Raw genomic sequence first — 16,534 nt, forward strand, 5'->3', positions numbered from 1 at the left:
CGGCATCGGGGCCGGAGCGCGTGGCGCCCCGGCCCCGGCCGGGCGTCCGGGTCAGGACGCGGGCAGCTCACCGCGGACCGTACGGGCCGCGGTGACCAGGTTCTCCAGTGAGGCGCGGGTCTCCGGCCAGCCGCGGGTCTTCAGACCGCAGTCGGGGTTGACCCACAGACGCTCGGCGGGGATGGCCTTCAGGCCCGTCCGCAGCAGTTCGGCCGCCTCCTCCGCGCTGGGCACCCGCGGGGAGTGGATGTCGTACACCCCGGGCCCGGCCTCGCGCGGATAGCCGTGGGCGGCGAGCTCGCGGGCCACCTGCATATGGGAGCGGGCGGCCTCCAGGCTGATGACATCGGCGTCGAGGTCGTCGATCGCCTGGACGATGTCGCCGAACTCGGCGTAGCACATATGGGTGTGGATCTGGGTGTCGGGGCGTACGCCGCCGGTGGTGAGCCGGAAGGCCTCGGTCGCCCAGGCCAGATAGGCGGGCCGGTCCGCGGTGCGCAGCGGCAGGGTCTCGCGCAGCGCGGGTTCGTCCACCTGGATGACCGAGGTCCCGGCCGCCTCCAGGTCGTTCACCTCGTCGCGCAGGGCGAGCGCGACGTGCCGGGCGGTGTCGCCGTGGGGCTGGTCGTCGCGGACGAAGGACCACGCGAGCATCGTCACCGGTCCGGTGAGCATGCCCTTGACCGGGCGGTCGGTGAGGGACTGCGCGTACGCCGTCCAGCGCACCGTCATCGGCTCGGGGCGCGAGATGTCACCGGCCAGGATCGGCGGGCGGACGTAACGGGTGCCGTAGGACTGGACCCAGCCGTGCTGGGTGGCCAGATAGCCGGTGAGCCGCTCGGCGAAGTACTGGACCATGTCGTTGCGCTCGGCCTCGCCGTGCACCAGCACATCCAGGCCGGTCTTCTCCTGGAAGGAGATCACCTCCTGGATCTCGGCCCTGATGCGCTCCTCGTACCCGGCCGTGTCGATCCGGCCCCCGCGCAGGTCGGCGCGGGCGGTGCGGAGTTCGCCGGTCTGCGGGAAGGAGCCGATGGTGGTGGTCGGCAGCAGCGGCAGGCGGAGGTGGGCGCGCTGGGCCGCGGTGCGCTCGGCGTACGGCTGGGAGCGCCGGGCGTCGGCCTCGGTGACCGCGGCGGCGCGGGCGCGGACGGCCGGGTCGCGGGTGATGGGGGAGTTGGCGCGGGAGGCGAGGTCGGCCCGGTTCGCGGCCAGCTCGGCGGTGATCGCGCCGGTGCCGCGGGCCAGGCCCTTGGCGAGGGTGACGATCTCCGCGGTCTTCTGCCGGGCGAAGGCCAGCCAGCGCAGGATCTGCGGTTCGATGTCCCGCTCGGCCGTCGTGTCGAGGGGGACGTGCAGCAGCGAGCAGGAGGCGGCCACATCGACCCGGTCCGCCAGGCCCAGCAGGGTGCCGAGCGTGGCCAGGGACTTCTCCAGGTCGTTGACCCAGATGTTGCGGCCGTTGACGACACCGGCGACCAGCCGCTTGCGGGGCAGCCCGCCTACGGCGGCCAGCGCGGCCAGATGCGCCGCGGCGGCCTCCGTGAAGTCCAGCGCCAGCCCCTCGACCGGGGCCTTGGCCAGCACCGGCAGCGCCTCGCCGAGGCGGTCGAAGTAGGAGGCGACCAGCAGCTTCGGGCGGTCGCTGAGGGCGCCGAGGTCACGGTAGGCGCGGCCGGCGGCGTGTCGCTCGGCCGGGGTGCGGTCCTGGACCAGGGCCGGCTCATCGAGCTGCACCCACTCGGCACCGGCCGCCCGCAGATCGGCCAGGACCTCGGCGTACACCGGAAGCAGCCGGTCCAGGAGGGTGAGCGGCTCGAAGTCGGCGGGCGCGCCGGGCGCGGGCTTGGCGAGGAGGAGATAGGTGACGGGGCCGACGATGACCGGCCGCGCGGTCAGCCCGAGGGCGAGGGCCTCCTTGAGCTCGGCGACCTGCTTGGCGGAGTCGGCCGCGAACACCGTGTCCGGACCCAGCTCCGGGACCAGATAGTGGTAGTTGGTGTCGAACCACTTGGTCATCTCCAGCGGCGCCACATCCTGCGTGCCCCGCGCCATCGCGAAGTACCCGTCGAGCGGGTCGGCGGCGACCGCGTCCCGGTGGCGGTCGGGGATGGCGCCGACCATGACGGTGGTGTCCAGCACATGGTCGTAGTACGAGAAGTCGCCCGTGGGGACTTCGTCGATGCCCGCCCCGGCCAGTTGGAGCCAGTTGGCGCGGCGCAGTCCGGCGGCGGTGGCCCTCAGCGCGTCGGCGGTGACGCGGCCCTTCCAGTAGCCCTCGATCGCCTTCTTCAGTTCCCGGTTCGGGCCCTGGCGGGGGTAGCCGTACACGGTGGCCCGTGCTGCCGCGGCTGCGGACTCGGTGGTCACGGAGATCTCCTTCGCGAGATGAATCCCTGAGGTCCCGGCGACGGGAGGAGAGCGCGAAGGGTGACGGACCGGACGCCACGACTTCGCGCGGCAGGCGCGCGGTCGTCCGCCTGGTGCATGTTCGCCGACCCGCCCTCGAGGTCACCGGGATGTCCGCGCACGGGTGGTCCGTACGCGGGCAGATGGCAGGTCTTCGGACTCACGGGCACGTCCTCCTCAGGAGGACACCTACTGGCCGTCGCTTCCCAGACCCTCTCACCGGACCCAGTGCGTATGACGGCGGTCGTTCCCGCTCACCGCTGCGGGGCAGTCCCGGAATTCCACCGGGTTCCCTCTTACGACGCGTCCCGCCTGGCGGACGGGGCGAACCAGCTGCACCAGCCAGCCTACGGGGCCGTCCGGCGGTGTGCGGGGTCCCGTCCGGTATTCGGGATGGTGAGGTGGGACACGGTGGACGCACTCGCGTACGAAGGCGTGGCGGACGCGCGAGTACGGCTCAGTGCGGCACGGGGAACCCCCGGTCACGTCGGCCGGGGGTTCCGCCCCTCACGGGCTCGTGGAGCGGGAGGTCAGCATGAGCTGGAGTCCGACTGGCCCACCAGATTGACCGGAACGGTGACGAAGGAGAACTGGTTGCTGGCGCATACGCCGGGGAAGGTCGTGGTCGTGCTGCTGGTGTTATTGACGGTGGCATCGGGGCCGTCCTCCGCGACGGCACCGGTCGCGCCGACGGCGAGGGACGCGGCGGTGAGAGCGAGCGTGGACAGGGCGGTCCGCATACGCATGGGAACTCCTTGCTGGGGATGAGCGGCCGGAAATGACCGGCTTCGCATGCATGGTGCCCCTTTGTCGGGCGGATCGCGGCCCAACGTCCCCCCAATGGGGTAAGCCGGTGCCCTCGGCCGTCCGGGCGGCCCAAGGACGCGTCATCCGCCGAAGCGTCACTCGTTGTCACGTCACCCGCCGCCTCGCCATCGGCCGCCGCGTCACCGCCGCCGAGCCGTGCGTCGTCCGCCGGGGCGCAGGGCGGGGTCGTCGTAGGCCGCCACCCCTCCGGCCGCCCCTCCTCTGTGTGGGGCAACCCGCCGCGCGGCCGTCGCGCGCTCCAGCTCGCCCTGCGTTCGGACACCGTCGAGCAGGGCGAACGCCAGGCCGCGCGGCTGCTCGCCGCCATCGGCGCGGCGGGCGCGCCGCTCGCCGCCGGGCTCGGCGAGCTCGAGGAGCCGGTGGCCGCCCAGCGCCGTCTGGTGGCCGACGCCTCCCATGAGCTGCGCACCCGCTGACCGCGCTGCGCACCAACGCCGAACTGCCGGCTCGCGCCGACCGGCTCTCCGCCGCCCAGCGGGACCGGGCCGCGTCGGCACGCCATGCTGTACAACACTCCGCTCAACTTCGTGCTCACCGGTGACTCGCTGGACCGGAACGGCCGTGAACTCGCCGCGCTCCAGAGGTACTTCGCGCCCCTGCACAAGGCGGCCGGTACCGAGCCCCTGACCGGCTTCCGGGCGCTGACCGCCGATCACACCGTGCAGCGCACCGTCTTCGGCGACGGCCCCCGCACCGTCACCGCCAACTTCGGCAGCGCACCCCACAAGGGCCTGCCCGGCGGCTGTGTGGACGCCAGGCTCCGCGGCGACAGCGCGCCCCGGCGGCTGTGCCCGGCCACGCTGAGAGGAATCGCCGGGTAACCGCGTGGCGCCATCGGCGCACATGGCGATGTTTCCGCGATTACCGGGCATTGCCCGTCCCATCGTTAGAGTCGGCCCTCACTGCACTGCGGGCCGACCCTGCGAGGTTTACTGAGCGATGGCATATCCGATGGCCGGGGCCGATGGCGTGCCCGCGAGACCGCATTTTCCCGAGGTCGAACTCGACATCCTGGACTACTGGGAGAAGAACCACATCTTCCAGGAGACCGTGGAAGCGCGGAAAGCCGAAAACGCCGAAGAATTCGTGTTCTACGACGGGCCGCCGTTCGCCAATGGCCTGCCGCACTACGGGCATCTGCTGGCCGGTTACGCGAAGGACGTGGTGCCGCGCTATCAGACCATGCGCGGCCGCAGGGTCGAACGGCGCTTCGGCTGGACCTCGCACGGGCTGCCCGCGGAACTCGACGCCGAAAAGCAACTCGGCATCACCGCCAAGTCCGATATCGAGCGCATGGGCGTCGAGCGGTTCAACGAGGTGTGCCGTACGACGGTGATGCGCTATACCGGCGAGTGGCGCGACTACGTCAATCGGCAGGCCCGTTGGGTCGACTTCGACGAATCCGTCAAGACCCATGACCTCGACTACATGGAGAGCGTCATGTGGGCGTTCAAGACCATGTGGGACAAGGGGCTCATCTATCAGGGGCATTCGGTTTCCTGGTATTGCGCGCACTGCGAGACCCCGCTGGCCAACGCCGAGAGCAGCGGCCGTATCGACGGCAGCGACACCCATCGCGAGGTGCCGGGCACCACCGCGGTCGTGGGCGTGACGCTGGACGGCGGCGAGCTGCTGCTGGTGGAGTCCGAGCAGCCCTGGGCGCTGCCGGGCGCCACGGCGGTGGCCGTGCACCCCGAGGCCGAGTACGCCGTGGTGGAGAGCGGCGGGCGGCGCCTGGTGGTGGCGGCCGACCGGCTCGACGCCCACGCCGATCTGGTGGGCGGCGGCCCCGTGGTCGCCCGGTGCAGCGGCGCCGAGCTGGCGGGCCGCCGCTACACACCGCTGTTCGACTTCTCCGCCACCGCCGACGACAGCCATGTCGTGGTGGCGGAACGCTTCGTGGACACAGGCGAGGGCACCGGCGCCGTGGCCGTCACCCCGTGTTTCGACGAGCGGGACCACGCCCTCGCCACCGAGGAGGGCATCGGCCGGACTTATCCGGTCGACTCCGCCGGCCGCTACACCGACGAGGTGCCGCCGTGCGCCGGAGCCCCGGTGCTGGAGTCCACCGAAACCGTGCTCGGCCTGCTGGAGACGAGCGGCGCGCTGCTGAACAGCCGGCCGCACACCCGCTCCCGGCCGCACTGCTGGCGCTGCGGCACCCAGCTGCTGCAACACGCCATCGCCACCTGGTTCGTCGCCGTCACCCGGCTTCGCGCCCGGATGCTCGAACTCAACGAGCGGATCAGCTGGACCCCCGAGCATGTGCGCGACGGCCAGTTCGGCAACTGGGTGGGCGGCGCCAAGGACTGGAACATCTCCCGCAACCGCTACTGGGGCGCCCCCATACCGGTGTGGGTGTCGGACGACCCGGCCCATCCCCGGGTCGATGTATACGGTTCCCTGGACGAGATCGAGCGCGACTTCGGCGTACGGCCCGGCGATCTGCACCGTCCGTACATCGACGAGCTGACCCGCCCCAACCCCGACGACCCGTCGGGCCGGTCGGTGATGCGGCGGGTGCCCGAGGTGCTGGACTGCTGGTTCGAGACCGGATCCATGCCGTTCGCGCAGGTGCACTATCCGTTCGAGAACGCCGAGTGGTTCGACCGCCACTCCCCGGGCGACTTCGTGGTCGAGTACTACGCCCAGACCCGCGGCTGGTTCTACAACATGCATGTCATGTCGACGGCGCTGTTCGACCGCCCGGCCTTCGCCAACTGCACCGTCCTCGGTGTGGTGCTCGGCCACGACGGACAGGCCATGTCCAAGGCGCGCAACAACTACCTCGATGTCAACGACGTCTTCGCCCGCGACGGCTCCGACGCCATGCGCTGGTTCCTCATGAGCTCGCCTCTGCTGCGCGCCCGGGACCTGGAGGTCACCGAGGCCGGCAGCAGGGAGGCCCTGCGCCAGGTGCTGCTGCCGCTGTGGAACGCCTGGCACTTCCTGGCCCTGTACGCGGGCGACACCGAGGGCCGCGTCCGCACGGACGCCGGCCATCCGCTGGACCGCTATCTGCTGGCCAAGACCCGTGACCTGGTCGAGCTGACCACCCGCGCGATGGACGAATACGACCTCTCGCGCGCCTGCTCCGCACTGCGGGACCACCTCGATGTGCTGACCAACTGGTACATCCGCTGCTCCCGCGACCGGTTCACCGCCGGAGACCGCGCGGCCGTGGACACCCTGCACACCGCGCTCGAAGTGCTGTGCCGGCTGATGGCGCCGCTGCTGCCGCTCATCACCGAGCGGATCTGGCGCGGGCTGACCGGCGGCCGGTCGGTGCACCTGGCCACCTGGCCCTCGGCGGAGGAACTGCCGTCCGACCCGGAGCTGGTGCGGGTGATGGACCGGGTGCGCGAGGTCGCCTCGACCGCGCTCGGCCAGCGCAAGAGCCACCGGCTGCGGCTGCGGCTGCCCCTGGCACGGCTGGTGATCGCCGACCCCGACGCGCTCGCGCTGGAGCCCTACACCGGGCTGCTCCGCGACCAGCTCAATGTCAAGGATGTCCAGCTCACCACCGATGTCTCCGCCCACGGCCGGATGCGGCTGACCGTCGACCCCCGCAAGTGCGGCCCCCGCCTCGGCGGGGCGGTGCAGGAGGTCATCCGCGCCGCGGCCACCGACGACTGGACCACGAACGAGGACGGAAACGTCGTGGCGGCGGGGCGGGAGCTGCTCGCCGGGGAGTACGAGCTGCGGCTCGCCGCCGACGGACCGGGCGCCGTCGCCGCGCTGCCCGGCGGAGCGGGGCTGATCGTGCTCGATGTCGAGGTGACCGAGGAGCTGGCGGCCGAGGGCGCGGCACGCGACCTGGTACGTGTGGTGCAGCAGGCACGCCGCGCGGCCGACCTCGACGTCTCCGACCGCATCGCGCTGAGTGTCGAGCTGCCCGAGGCGGTGGCGGCACGGATCCGGCCCCACGACGCGCTGCTGACGGCCGAGACCCTGGCCGACCGCCTGACGTACGGGCCCCTCACGGACGCCGGTCACGAGGGTGTCATCGGCGACGGCACCGCGGTCCGGGTGCGTATCGACAGGCTCTGACACGGCTCTGACACGGCTCTGATACAGGAAGAGAAAACGGATGACCCGTCTTGAAGGGCTTGTGAGCGCACAGGCCACGCGAACACCGGAAGCGGACGCGGTCGTGTTCGGCCCGACGCGGCTGACCTATCGAGAACTGGACGAGCGGGCCGGCCGGCTGGCCCACGCGCTGCGCACCGGCGGGCTGCGCCCGGACGACCGCGTGTGCGTACTGGCGCCCAAGGGCCCGGACGCGGTGGTGTATCTGCTCGGTGTGCTCAAGGCCGGTGGCGTCTGCGTGCCGCTGGACACGGCGTCGCCCGCGGACCGGCTGGTGTCCATCGTGAACCAGACCGGGCCGTGCCGGATCCTCGCCGACCGGCAGCGGACCCCACTGGCCACCGAGGTGTCGGCCGCCGCGGCACCCGGCGCGGTGGTGGGCCTGTGCCTCCCCGAGGGGGACGCCACGGGCTCCCTCCCCACGGTCACCGCGGCCGATGTCGCCTCGGCGCCCTCGACCGCGCCCGAGCCGGTCAGTGGCGAATCCGGTGTGGCGTATGTGCTGTTCACCTCCGGCTCGGCGGGTGAGCCCAAGGGCGTACCGCTCACCCACGCCGGCATCATCCACTTCGTGACCTGGGCCAATGAGCACTTCGGGCTCAGGTCCGACGACCGGATCTCCTGCCATCTCCAACTGCACTTCGACGGTTCGCTGTGGGATGTGTACGGGCCGCTGATCTGCGGGGCCGAGCTGCATCTGGTTCCGCCGGAGGCGAGCCTGCTGCCGACCACGCTGGCCCAGTTCATCCGTGACGCACGGCTCACCCAGTGGCTTTCGGTGCCGTCCGTGCTCAGCGCCATGGCACGCCACGAGGTGGTGGAGAAGGACGACTTCCCGCATCTGCGCCGGGTGCTGTGGGGCGGTGAGGTGTTCCCGCCCACGGATGTGGAGTACTGGATGCGCCGACTGCCCCATGTCACCTTCACCGGCTTCTACGGCACCACCGAAACCACCATCGCCAGCTCCTACTACACCCTGACCGAACTGCCCGACGAGGCGCTTCCGGTCGGCCGGGCCATCCCCGGCGAGTGGCTGGAGCCCGTCGACGACCAGCTGCGCCCGGTCGCCCCCGGCGAGGTGGGCGAGATGGTGATCGGCGGCGCGGGGGTCAGCCCGGGGTACTGGCGGGACCCCGAGCGCACCGCGGCCTCGTTCATCGAGCTTCCCCCCGGCTCCGGGCGGCGCGCGTACCGCACCGGTGACCTCGGCAGCCGGGACGCGGACGGGCTGCTGCGCTTCCACGGCCGCGCCGACCGCCAGGTCAAGGTCAATGGCTACCGCGTGGAGCTGGACGAGGTGATGACCGAGCTGCACTCACTGCCGGAGATCGCCGCCGCGGCGGTGGTGGCGGCGCCGAGCCGCGCCGGATCCCCGCTGATCTGCGCGGCCTACACCCTCGCCGCCGGTGTCTCGCTGACCACGGCACAGGTGAAGGCCCGCCTCGGGAGCAAGGTGCCCGGGTACATGCTGCCCACGCGCTGGCTCGCGCTGGAGTCGCTGCCCGTCAACGCCAACGGCAAGACCGACCTGCGGGCACTCCAGCAGCGCTTCACCGCCGACGAGGCCGTCCCCGGCGGCGGTGGCGGCGCGTGACCGAGTTCTCCTTCACGGGCGGCACGGCCCGGGACCGACTGGAGATCGCGGACTTCCAGGACTCGCTGTGGCGCGGCGGACGCCGCGCCAATCTGGCCTATATGGACTGGAAGTACGCCACCAACCCCCACCTCGACGACCGCTACGTCACCCTCGCCCGCGAGGGTGACGAACTGGTCGGCATGGTGGGGGTCTTCGGCGCGTGCTGGGAGGTGGCGGGGGAGCGGTTCATGCTGCCCTGCCTGACCGACACCGTGGTCGCCCCCCGCCACCAGGGCAGCCCGCTGTTCCGGATGCTCACCGACGAGGTGGTGGCACGGCTGCGCGCCGACGGTGTGCCCTGGCTGCTGGACTTCGGCGACCAGGGGGCCGGCCCCGCCATGCTGATGAACGGCTGGCGTCCGATCGGCCCCTGGGCGCAAGCGGTGGTCAAGCGCGAGAAGCCACTGGTGGCCGACCGGCCGTGGCACGAGCTGCCCGCCACACGGGGCGCCGGGTCCGGCCTGACGCTGCGTCCGCTGCCCGCCGTGGCAGCGGAGGCGATGGCCGGGCTGGTGGCCCGGCTGCCGGGCGGCGAAGGCCCGCGCCCGGCGCGGGACGCCGCGTACTTCCGCTGGCGCGCCGCGAACCCACTGGCTCGCTACTTCCATCTGGTGGCCGGTGACGGACCGGTCGAGGGCTATCTCATCGGGCACCGCTCGGGCGTCGACACCGACGACGGCGAGACCCCGACGACCATCGTGGACTGCGAGGCCACCTCCGACGAGGTGTTCGCGGACCTGGTGGAGGCCGCCCTGGCATGGCTGCCGGGCGCCGAGGTGCTGATGTGGACCCGCGATCTGTCCGCGGTACGGGTGGCGGCGCTGCGCGCGCTCGGCGCCGAACTCGACGAGCCCACCGGCCTGTTCACCCGCGATATGTACCTCCCCAGTCTGATGGTCCGTGCGACCGGCGCCGAGATGCCGCCCGCGCTGCGCCACCTCGACAAGCCGGACGGCTGGAATCTGAGTGGAGTGTCCGGCCGCGCCTGGCGGTGACATCGGCTGACCCTATAGCTGTCTCGACAGACGAAAGCGCCGCTCGCCCCCTTCCCGGGAGGCGAGCGGCGCTTTCGTCGCGGCTTTACGGGGTGTCCGGCGCGTGGCAGGGGCTTCGCCCCTGGTCCCCGGGGTCAAGGGGCGGAGCCCCAGTGGAGGGAAGGGGCGGGGAACAGCCCGCCGCAGGCGTCAGCGGCTGGGGCGCAGCTCGAAGAGCAGACCGCCGGGCGGCCGGTTGAACTCCTGGACCGCCTCGCACTCCCAGCCGGCGGCGTCGAACGCGGTCATCCAGTCCGAACGCGTCGGCAGCGTCACCCCCATGAGCGCGTGGGCGAACTCGAAGCCCAGGGTGAAGATGGGCGTGTGCGGCCCGGGCGTCACCTCGCTGCGCACCACATCGCACAGCAGGAACCGCTCCACATCGGGGAAGACCTCGCGGATCCTGCGCAGCACCGTCACACACTTGTCGTACGGCCAGAAGTCATGCCCCATGAACACGCAGGTGACCACGTCGATACCGGCGAACTCCGGTAGCTGGGGCAGCGCGTGCACATCGCCGTGGTGCACCGAGATCCGGTCCGCGAGACCGGCCTCGGCCACGGAGGCCCCGGTCAGCTCCACGGCCGCGGGCGCGATGTCCACTCCCACGCCACGGACATCGGAGTGGTTGCCCGCGATGCGGATGAGCCGCTGGCCGGAGCCGCAGCCCAGGTCGCACACCGCGCGGGGCGGCTGGTCGGCGAGGATCTTGTCGAAGCGCAGCTCGACCTCGACATCGCCGATCATCCGGGAACTCACCGCGACGGCGCGCATGTCCCGCTGGTAGAACTCGCCGTGCCGGTTGCGCTCCAGTGCGACATGCGGCGCCCGGCTCGTCAGCTCGCCGTTGCCACCGGCCAGCCAGTAGAAGTAGCCGCGGTCGAGGTAGACCGCGTCAAAGCCCGGCCCCGGGCGGGCGGACCGGTCGTCCAGCACGACGATCCCGGCCCACTCCAGGGGCAGGAGGATGCCGCGGAGCACGGCCGGGTCGATTCGGTCCGCGCCCTCCTGACGGTCGTCGAACCGGATTTCGCCGCGGTCCTTGAGGTCGTCGAGCAGCCCGAGTTCCACGGCGGCCGACAGCGCGGAGACCGCCACGGACGCACTGAACAGGGAGTCGGTGCTCGGAGTGGCGGTAGGAGTGGGGGTGAAGTGCGGTGTTGTCGTCATCACTGCTCCTTGTGTGGTGAGGGGGTGTGCCGGCGGCCGATCACTTCTGCTCGAGGGGCTTGCGGGCGCGGTAGATGGTGCGGCAGGGGACGGAGGTCAGGGAGCACGAGCCCGAGTCGCATTTGACGTAACGCTGCTCGAAGTCGTGCTCGGCCGGGACGAGACCAGCGGACTCCAGCGCCCCGGCCACCTCGGCGTCGTCGTACTCCCAGCTGCGCAGCGTCTGGTCCACCCGCCGGGCGGACACCCCGGTGCCGAAGACGCCGGAGACGCGCAGCATCCCCGTCCGCGTGCCGTCGTCCCAGACACCGCGCTTGACGATCACGGCCTCGTCATCGTCGGTCAGGGTGACGTTGTTCCAGTGGCGGAAGTGCGATCCGGCGTAGAGGTCGAAGACGAACTCCCCGCCGGGGAGGAGCGCGTCGTGCACCGAGGTGAAGCACTGGGTCAGCTCCGCCACCGAGCCCAGGTGGTTGAGCGCCCCGTCCAGGCTCACGCAGGCGGCGGCCTGGTGCGGGGTGCGGAAGCTCCGGGCGTCGGCCTCGACCAGCGTGAGTGTGCCGTTCTCCACGGCGGGGGCGAGCTTCTTGCGCGCGATGTCCAGCATGGCGCTCGACCCGTCCACGCCGGTGGCCCGCCAGCCCGCCGCACAGAAGACCGACGCCGTCACGCCGGTGCCGCAACACAGGTCGATCACCGAGCGCTCCGGCAGTCCCTGTCGGTCCAGGTGTTCGGCGAGCCGGGGCGAGAAGGCGTGGACCCATCCCGTGTACCGGCTGTCGAAGAAGGTCGCGAAGCCGTCGCTGTAGTAGTAGTTCGCCATGGTGAGCCTCCGTGGGCCGCGGTGTGAAAGGAAGGTGCAGGGGGGGCCGGTCGCTCAGCCGGCCGGGTGGGCGCGCAGCGCCGGGGCGACATCCCGGGCGAAGAGCTCGAGGGTCTGCCAGTCGACCGGTGGGCGGGCGCCGAGCAGGAAGTCGCGGACGCCCAGCTCCAGATAGGGCCGCAGCCGCTCCACGCACTGCTCGGGCGTGCCGAAGACCAGATACTCCGGCCACACCGGCGAATCGGGGCCCAGCCGCTCCAGCAGCCGCTCCTTGCGCTCCAGCGCCTGTCGCTCGTCCTCGGCGAGGATCGCCCGGAACGTCACCGACTGGCGGATGGTTCCGGGGTCGCGGCCCACGACGGCGGCGTGTTCGGCCAGCTTCCGCAAGCGGCGGCGGTAGGTGTCCGGGGTTCCGGCGAGGGTGTTCCAGATGTCGGCGTGTTCCGCGACGATCCGCAGCATCCGCCGCTCGCCCTCGCCACCGATGACCAACGGCAGTCGCCGCTGGAGGGGGCGCGGTCGCAGATGGGCGTCCTCCAGCCGGAAGTGTTTTCCCGCGAAGGTGGCCGGTCCGTCGGTCCACAGCGCCCGGAGCACCTGGCATGCCTCGTCCAGCATGTCCAGCCGGGTCCCGGCGCTGGGGAAGTCGATGCCGTACTGGTCGTAGGCCAGATCCGCACCGGCCGCGCCCATCCCGAACTCCAGGCGCCCGTCCGAGACATGGTCGATGGTGGCCGCGGTGGCCGCGGCCAGCGCCGGGTGCCGCCAGGTGACCGCCGAGACGAGCACGGCGCAGCGGATCCGGCTGGTGCGCGCGGCGAGCGCCGCGAGCAGCGACATGCCCTCGAAGCACGGCCCTGCCGGGCCTCCCATGGGCGGACGGAAGTGGTCGAAGAGGGACACCCAGTCGTATCCGAGCTCCTCGGCCGTCTGCCACAGCTCCAGCGCCTCGGCGAAGGTCGTGTACTGCTGGCCCGAGTGGACGCCCACCCGGACGGCGTCTCCGTGGATCCGCATGGTCAGCCGGCCTGTGGTGCGCACAGCGTGCGGACCGTGTCGGTGAGGGTGCGGATGGTGCGGAACACCTCGGGGCTGACCGCGTCGTCGGGGAACCGGAAGGTGAAGGTCTCCTCCAGGTCCACGATGAGTCCCGCCACCCCGAGCGAGCTCACACCGAGGGACGACAGCTCGGCGTCCGGGTCCAGGGCGGTGGCCGGTGGCGGCGCCTCCGCGCGGCGCCGCACGGCCTCCGCCACGGAAGCCATGAGTGGGTCCATGTACGCGATACCTCCTGTGGATCGGGCCTGATGGGCGGGCGTCGGCTCAGTGGGCCGAGAAGTGATGAACGGTGCGATGGCGGTAGGTCTCGCCGGGGTCGAGCCGCACCGGGGGGTAGTCGGCGCGGTTGGGCGCGTCCGGCAGCGGGCCGGCCTCCAGACAGATGCCGGAGCGCCGCCGCCCCGCGAAGCCGTCGGCCGAGTACACCCCCACCGCGGGCTGGTCGGTGACCACGCGCATGGTGCGCCCCGAGGCGGGGTCGTGCAGCCGCGCCGCCCAGTCCGGGCCGTCCAGGACGAAGCAGTTGTCCAGCCGCTGGTCGCCGATCGGTTTGAGCTCGCGGTGGTCCAGCGGGCCTCCGGTGAGGTCCGCTGGCGGCCCGGGGAGCGGGATCAGCTCGTCGTCGAAGACCACCGCGCGGGTGGCGTTGAGCGCGAGCAGATGGCCGTCGATCCGTCCGGCGCCGGCCAGGTTCCAGTAGGCATGGTTGGTGAGCCCCACGATGGTGCTCGCGGTGGTCGTGGCCCGGTATTCGAAGGTCAACGTCCCTGTCCGGGAGACCTGGTAGAGGACCTCGGCGGACAGCGCGCCCGGGTAGCCCTGGTCGCCGTCCGGGCTGTCCAGGCGCAGCCGCAGCGAGAGCACACCGTCCGCGCGCTCCGCCTCCGCCCGCCACACATACCGGTCGAAGCCGAGGGCCCCGCCGTGGATGTGGTGGTCGCCGTCGTTGCGGTCGAGGTGGTGTTCGGCGCCGTCGAGCCGGAACCGGCCGCCCGCCACACACCGGCAGTAACGGCCCACGGTGGAGCCGACATACGGATTGGCCGCCCGGTCCTGGTAGCTGTCGAGGTCCGGGAGGCGCACCACCACATTGCCGGTGCGGCCCTCCCGGTCGGGGACCAGGACCTCCACGAGCTGCGCCCCGTAGGTCCACACCACCACGGCCAGGCCCTCGCCGGTGTCCAGGGTGTAGGCGTCCACCTCGGTCGGCCCCTGGCCGCGGTGGCCCACGGTGGTGCCGACCCTCTCCCGCTGTATCGTCGCGCCCATCAGCCCTCCCGGTCCGGGCCGGAAGCCGCCGTGCGGAGGGTCTTCTGCAGGTGGACGCGGCGGCTGCCACCCTCGTCGCGGAGCGTGGGCCCGTACTGCCGGAACCCCAGGATGTCCAGCAGCGACCGGGTCTCCCGCAGATCCGGATTGGCTTCCGAGCGCAGCACGTCCGCACCGGCCCGCGCCGCCTCCTCGATGGCGTGGCGTACGCACCGCAGCCCCACCAGCGACCCGTCCGCGAGCCATTCGGGCGCCACCGCCAGCCGGGAGAGGTGGATCGGCCGGCCCGCGGGCGGGTACACCCCCTCGTCCACGGTGAACGGCCGGTCCCAGGTCAGGGTGAACATCCCGGCGGCGTGTGCGCCGTGGCGCAGCAGACGCACCGAGCCGGACCGCACACGGGCCTCGGTGGTCTCCGGGCGGCGCCGGGGCGCGGGGGTGCCGGAGGCCGCCGCCTGGTGGGCGTCGCACGCGCACAGCAGTGCATGCGCCTCGTGCGGGTCGCGGCTCACCTCCCACCGCCACCCGGCCGTCGTCGTCTCCTCGGCCAGGAGCCGGGTTTCCGCCATCGTTCAGCCCCTGCCCACGCGTACGGTCACGGTCTTGGGGCGCTGGTACTCGGTGAGCGCCAGCACGCTCATGTCCGTGCCGTGCCCCGAGCTGCCACGCCCGCCGTGGGGAAGTTCCGCGGTCTGCTCCAGATGGCAGTTGACCCACGCCTCCCCGGCGTTCAGCCCTCCGGCCAGCTCCAGGACCTCGTCCGTACGGGCGCCCCACACGCTCGCGGCGAGGGCCTGCGGCACCGAGTTGGCCAGGGCCAGGGCCTCGGCGTGGCCGTCCGCCGCCTGCACGGTGAGCACGGGTGCGAACACCTCCTCCAGCACCGCCGGATCGTCCGGTGGCAGGTCGGCGAGGACACGGCCGGGCCGCCAGTGGCCGCCCTCCTCGCCCGGGGGCGGGGCGAGCGGGGCGATGTGCTCGACGCCCGCCGCGCTCTGGCCGACGATCCGGTCGTAACGGGCCGCCTGGTCCGCGTTGTTGAGCGGACCGAAGTGGACACCCGCGCGCCGGTCGGCCATCGCCTTGGCCAGCCCCTCGACGGTCTCCTGGTAGTTCTCCCGGAGGGTGATGACCCGGGCGGGGGCGGCGCAGCTCTGCCCGGCGTTGTAGGTGGCGGCCCGTACGAGCGCCTCATAGGTGTCCGGCGGGGCGTCCGGCAGCACCAGCGCCGGGCAGTTGCCGCCGAGCTCCAGGCTGACGCGGCGCAGGCCCGCACGGGCGACGATGTCGCGGCCGCCCGCCTCGCTGCCGGTGAACGCCACCGCGTCGATGTCGCTCTCCACCAGCAGCCGGCCGGTGTCCCGGTCGCCCGGCACGGTCAGCAGGACACCGGGGCCCAGTGCCGTCGCCGCGTCCCGCGCCAGGAGCAGCGCGGTGTCCGGGGTGGTCAGCGCGGGCTTGAGGACCACCGTGTTGCCGGTGGCCAGTGCGGGCCCGATCCGCCACGCGGCCATCATCAGCGGGTAGTTCCAGGGGACGATCACCCCGATGACGCCCAGCGGTTCCCACCGCACCCAGCTCTCCCGGCCGGGCAGATAGTGCCCACCGGCGGGGGAGACGTCGGCGCGCACCGCGCCCGCGTAGAAGCGCAGCAGATCGGCGCAGTTCTCGACCTCACCGGCCGCCTCGGCGGCGGGCTTGCCGGTGCCCGCCCGCTCGGCCTCGGTGTACTCGGCGGACCGCTCCTCGATCAGATCGGCGAAGCGGAGCAGCCGCCGGGCCCGGTCGCGGGGCGCGAGCGAGGCCCAGGAGGCCGCGGCGGCGCGGGACTCGGCCACCGCCGCCGTCACCTCCGGCTCACCGCCCAGCGCGATCCGCCGTCGCTCGTGTCCGGTGCGCGGGTCGGTCAGCACCGTCTCGGCGACGGCGGGGCCCTGCTTGCCGGCCACGAACGCGGCGATGCGCTCGACGGTGCGGAAGCTGTCCGGGGCCAGGTCGGCGGCGGTCACACCGATGCCGAACTCCTTCTCCATCGCCACGAACAGATTCATGAAGCCGATGGAGTCGAGCAGACCGGTCTCGATCAGATCGGTCCCCGGTGGCGGCGGCTCGATCTGGAGGACCGCACACAGCAGGTCCGTGACGCGGGAGGTCATCCCGGAGTCGGTGTTCATGGGGTACTCCTGGGGCTGGGCGGTGAGCCGGAGGTGACGGCGG

General features: G+C 72.3%; 13 protein-coding genes, 1 pseudogene and 1 riboswitch. Of the genes and pseudogenes, 5 read left to right on the forward strand and 9 right to left on the reverse strand.

The window, feature by feature from the left end:
* Nucleotides 1-51: 51 nt before the first annotated feature.
* Together metE and GWI24_RS08450 are read right to left on the reverse strand one after the other, a co-directional pair.
* Nucleotides 52-2,370, reverse strand: a complete 2,319-nt coding sequence (gene metE, locus GWI24_RS08445; protein WP_210945265.1) for a 5-methyltetrahydropteroyltriglutamate--homocysteine S-methyltransferase — start codon at nt 2,368-2,370, stop codon at nt 52-54.
* Between the two features lie 166 nt (nt 2,371-2,536).
* Nucleotides 2,537-2,758: riboswitch (cobalamin riboswitch) on the reverse strand.
* Between the two features lie 181 nt (nt 2,759-2,939).
* Complete coding sequence (locus tag GWI24_RS08450) at nt 2,940-3,155, reverse strand: hypothetical protein (RefSeq protein WP_210945266.1); 216 nt, start codon at nt 3,153-3,155, stop codon at nt 2,940-2,942.
* 285 nt (nt 3,156-3,440) lie between these two features.
* On the opposite strand from GWI24_RS08450, the gene GWI24_RS08455 reads away from it, so the two are divergent.
* The 5 genes and pseudogenes from GWI24_RS08455 to GWI24_RS08475 all read left to right on the forward strand — a co-directional run bounded on the left by GWI24_RS08455 (nt 3,441) and on the right by GWI24_RS08475 (nt 9,957).
* The gene (locus tag GWI24_RS08455; protein ID WP_374103282.1) at nt 3,441-3,653 is read left to right on the forward strand and encodes a hypothetical protein; all 213 of its coding nucleotides are present in this window, start codon (nt 3,441-3,443) and stop codon (nt 3,651-3,653) included.
* 81 nt (nt 3,654-3,734) lie between these two features.
* A pseudogene (locus tag GWI24_RS08460) lies at nt 3,735-4,058 on the forward strand (glycoside hydrolase); the annotation flags it as partial.
* 118 nt (nt 4,059-4,176) lie between these two features.
* Nucleotides 4,177-7,287 (forward strand): isoleucine--tRNA ligase, encoded by a 3,111-nt coding sequence (gene ileS, locus GWI24_RS08465; protein WP_210945267.1) that lies wholly within the window; start codon nt 4,177-4,179, stop codon nt 7,285-7,287.
* Nucleotides 7,288-7,327: 40 nt separating this feature from the next.
* Nucleotides 7,328-8,920: an amino acid adenylation domain-containing protein gene (locus GWI24_RS08470; RefSeq protein ID WP_210945268.1), complete on the forward strand. Its 1,593-nt coding sequence runs from the start codon at nt 7,328-7,330 to the stop codon at nt 8,918-8,920.
* Entirely contained in the window at nt 8,917-9,957 is a 1,041-nt protein-coding gene (locus GWI24_RS08475; RefSeq protein ID WP_210945269.1) for a GNAT family N-acetyltransferase, read from the forward strand. The genes GWI24_RS08470 and GWI24_RS08475 overlap by 4 nt, the downstream gene beginning before the upstream one ends.
* Nucleotides 9,958-10,146: 189 nt before the next feature.
* Here the strand turns inward: GWI24_RS08475 and GWI24_RS08480 are convergent, their stop codons facing one another.
* The 7 genes from GWI24_RS08480 to GWI24_RS08510 form a co-directional block, all read right to left on the reverse strand.
* Complete coding sequence (locus GWI24_RS08480) at nt 10,147-11,166, reverse strand: class I SAM-dependent methyltransferase (protein WP_210945270.1); 1,020 nt, start codon at nt 11,164-11,166, stop codon at nt 10,147-10,149.
* Nucleotides 11,167-11,206: 40 nt separating this feature from the next.
* Nucleotides 11,207-11,989 (reverse strand): class I SAM-dependent methyltransferase, encoded by a 783-nt coding sequence (locus tag GWI24_RS08485; RefSeq protein ID WP_210945271.1) that lies wholly within the window; start codon nt 11,987-11,989, stop codon nt 11,207-11,209.
* Between the two features lie 54 nt (nt 11,990-12,043).
* Nucleotides 12,044-13,030, reverse strand: coding sequence for an LLM class flavin-dependent oxidoreductase (locus GWI24_RS08490; RefSeq protein WP_308343578.1), 987 nt, complete (start codon nt 13,028-13,030; stop codon nt 12,044-12,046).
* The gene (locus tag GWI24_RS08495; protein ID WP_164424105.1) at nt 13,009-13,254 is read right to left on the reverse strand and encodes a phosphopantetheine-binding protein; all 246 of its coding nucleotides are present in this window, start codon (nt 13,252-13,254) and stop codon (nt 13,009-13,011) included. The genes GWI24_RS08490 and GWI24_RS08495 overlap by 22 nt, the downstream gene beginning before the upstream one ends.
* 58 nt (nt 13,255-13,312) lie before the next feature.
* Nucleotides 13,313-14,317 (reverse strand): aldose epimerase family protein, encoded by a 1,005-nt coding sequence (locus GWI24_RS08500; protein WP_210945272.1) that lies wholly within the window; start codon nt 14,315-14,317, stop codon nt 13,313-13,315.
* Entirely contained in the window at nt 14,317-14,886 is a 570-nt protein-coding gene (locus GWI24_RS08505) for a hypothetical protein (protein WP_247616072.1), read from the reverse strand. The genes GWI24_RS08500 and GWI24_RS08505 overlap by 1 nt, the downstream gene beginning before the upstream one ends.
* A gap of 3 nt (nt 14,887-14,889) precedes the next feature.
* On the reverse strand, nt 14,890-16,534 hold a 1,645-nt coding region (locus GWI24_RS08510), incomplete at its 5' end, for an aldehyde dehydrogenase family protein (RefSeq protein ID WP_247616073.1).

Origin of the sequence: Streptomyces sp. MK37H (genome assembly GCF_018035285.1) — a bacterium.
GTDB classification, from domain to species: Bacteria; Actinomycetota; Actinomycetes; order Streptomycetales; family Streptomycetaceae; genus Streptomyces; species Streptomyces endocoffeicus.

Excerpts from the sequence above, each read along its gene's own strand:
- ileS (WP_210945267.1), top strand. The coding sequence starts at position 4,177 with ATGGCATATCCGATGGCCGGGGCCGATGGCGTGCCCGCGAGACCGCAT.
- GWI24_RS08470 (WP_210945268.1), top strand. The coding sequence starts at position 7,328 with ATGACCCGTCTTGAAGGGCTTGTGAGCGCACAGGCCACGCGAACACCG.
- GWI24_RS08450 (WP_210945266.1), bottom strand. The coding sequence starts at position 3,155 with ATGCGTATGCGGACCGCCCTGTCCACGCTCGCTCTCACCGCCGCGTCC.
- GWI24_RS08505 (WP_247616072.1), bottom strand. The coding sequence starts at position 14,886 with ATGGCGGAAACCCGGCTCCTGGCCGAGGAGACGACGACGGCCGGGTGG.
- GWI24_RS08480 (WP_210945270.1), bottom strand. The coding sequence starts at position 11,166 with ATGACGACAACACCGCACTTCACCCCCACTCCTACCGCCACTCCGAGC.
- GWI24_RS08500 (WP_210945272.1), bottom strand. The coding sequence starts at position 14,317 with ATGGGCGCGACGATACAGCGGGAGAGGGTCGGCACCACCGTGGGCCAC.
- GWI24_RS08485 (WP_210945271.1), bottom strand. The coding sequence starts at position 11,989 with ATGGCGAACTACTACTACAGCGACGGCTTCGCGACCTTCTTCGACAGC.
- GWI24_RS08495 (WP_164424105.1), bottom strand. The coding sequence starts at position 13,254 with ATGGCTTCCGTGGCGGAGGCCGTGCGGCGCCGCGCGGAGGCGCCGCCA.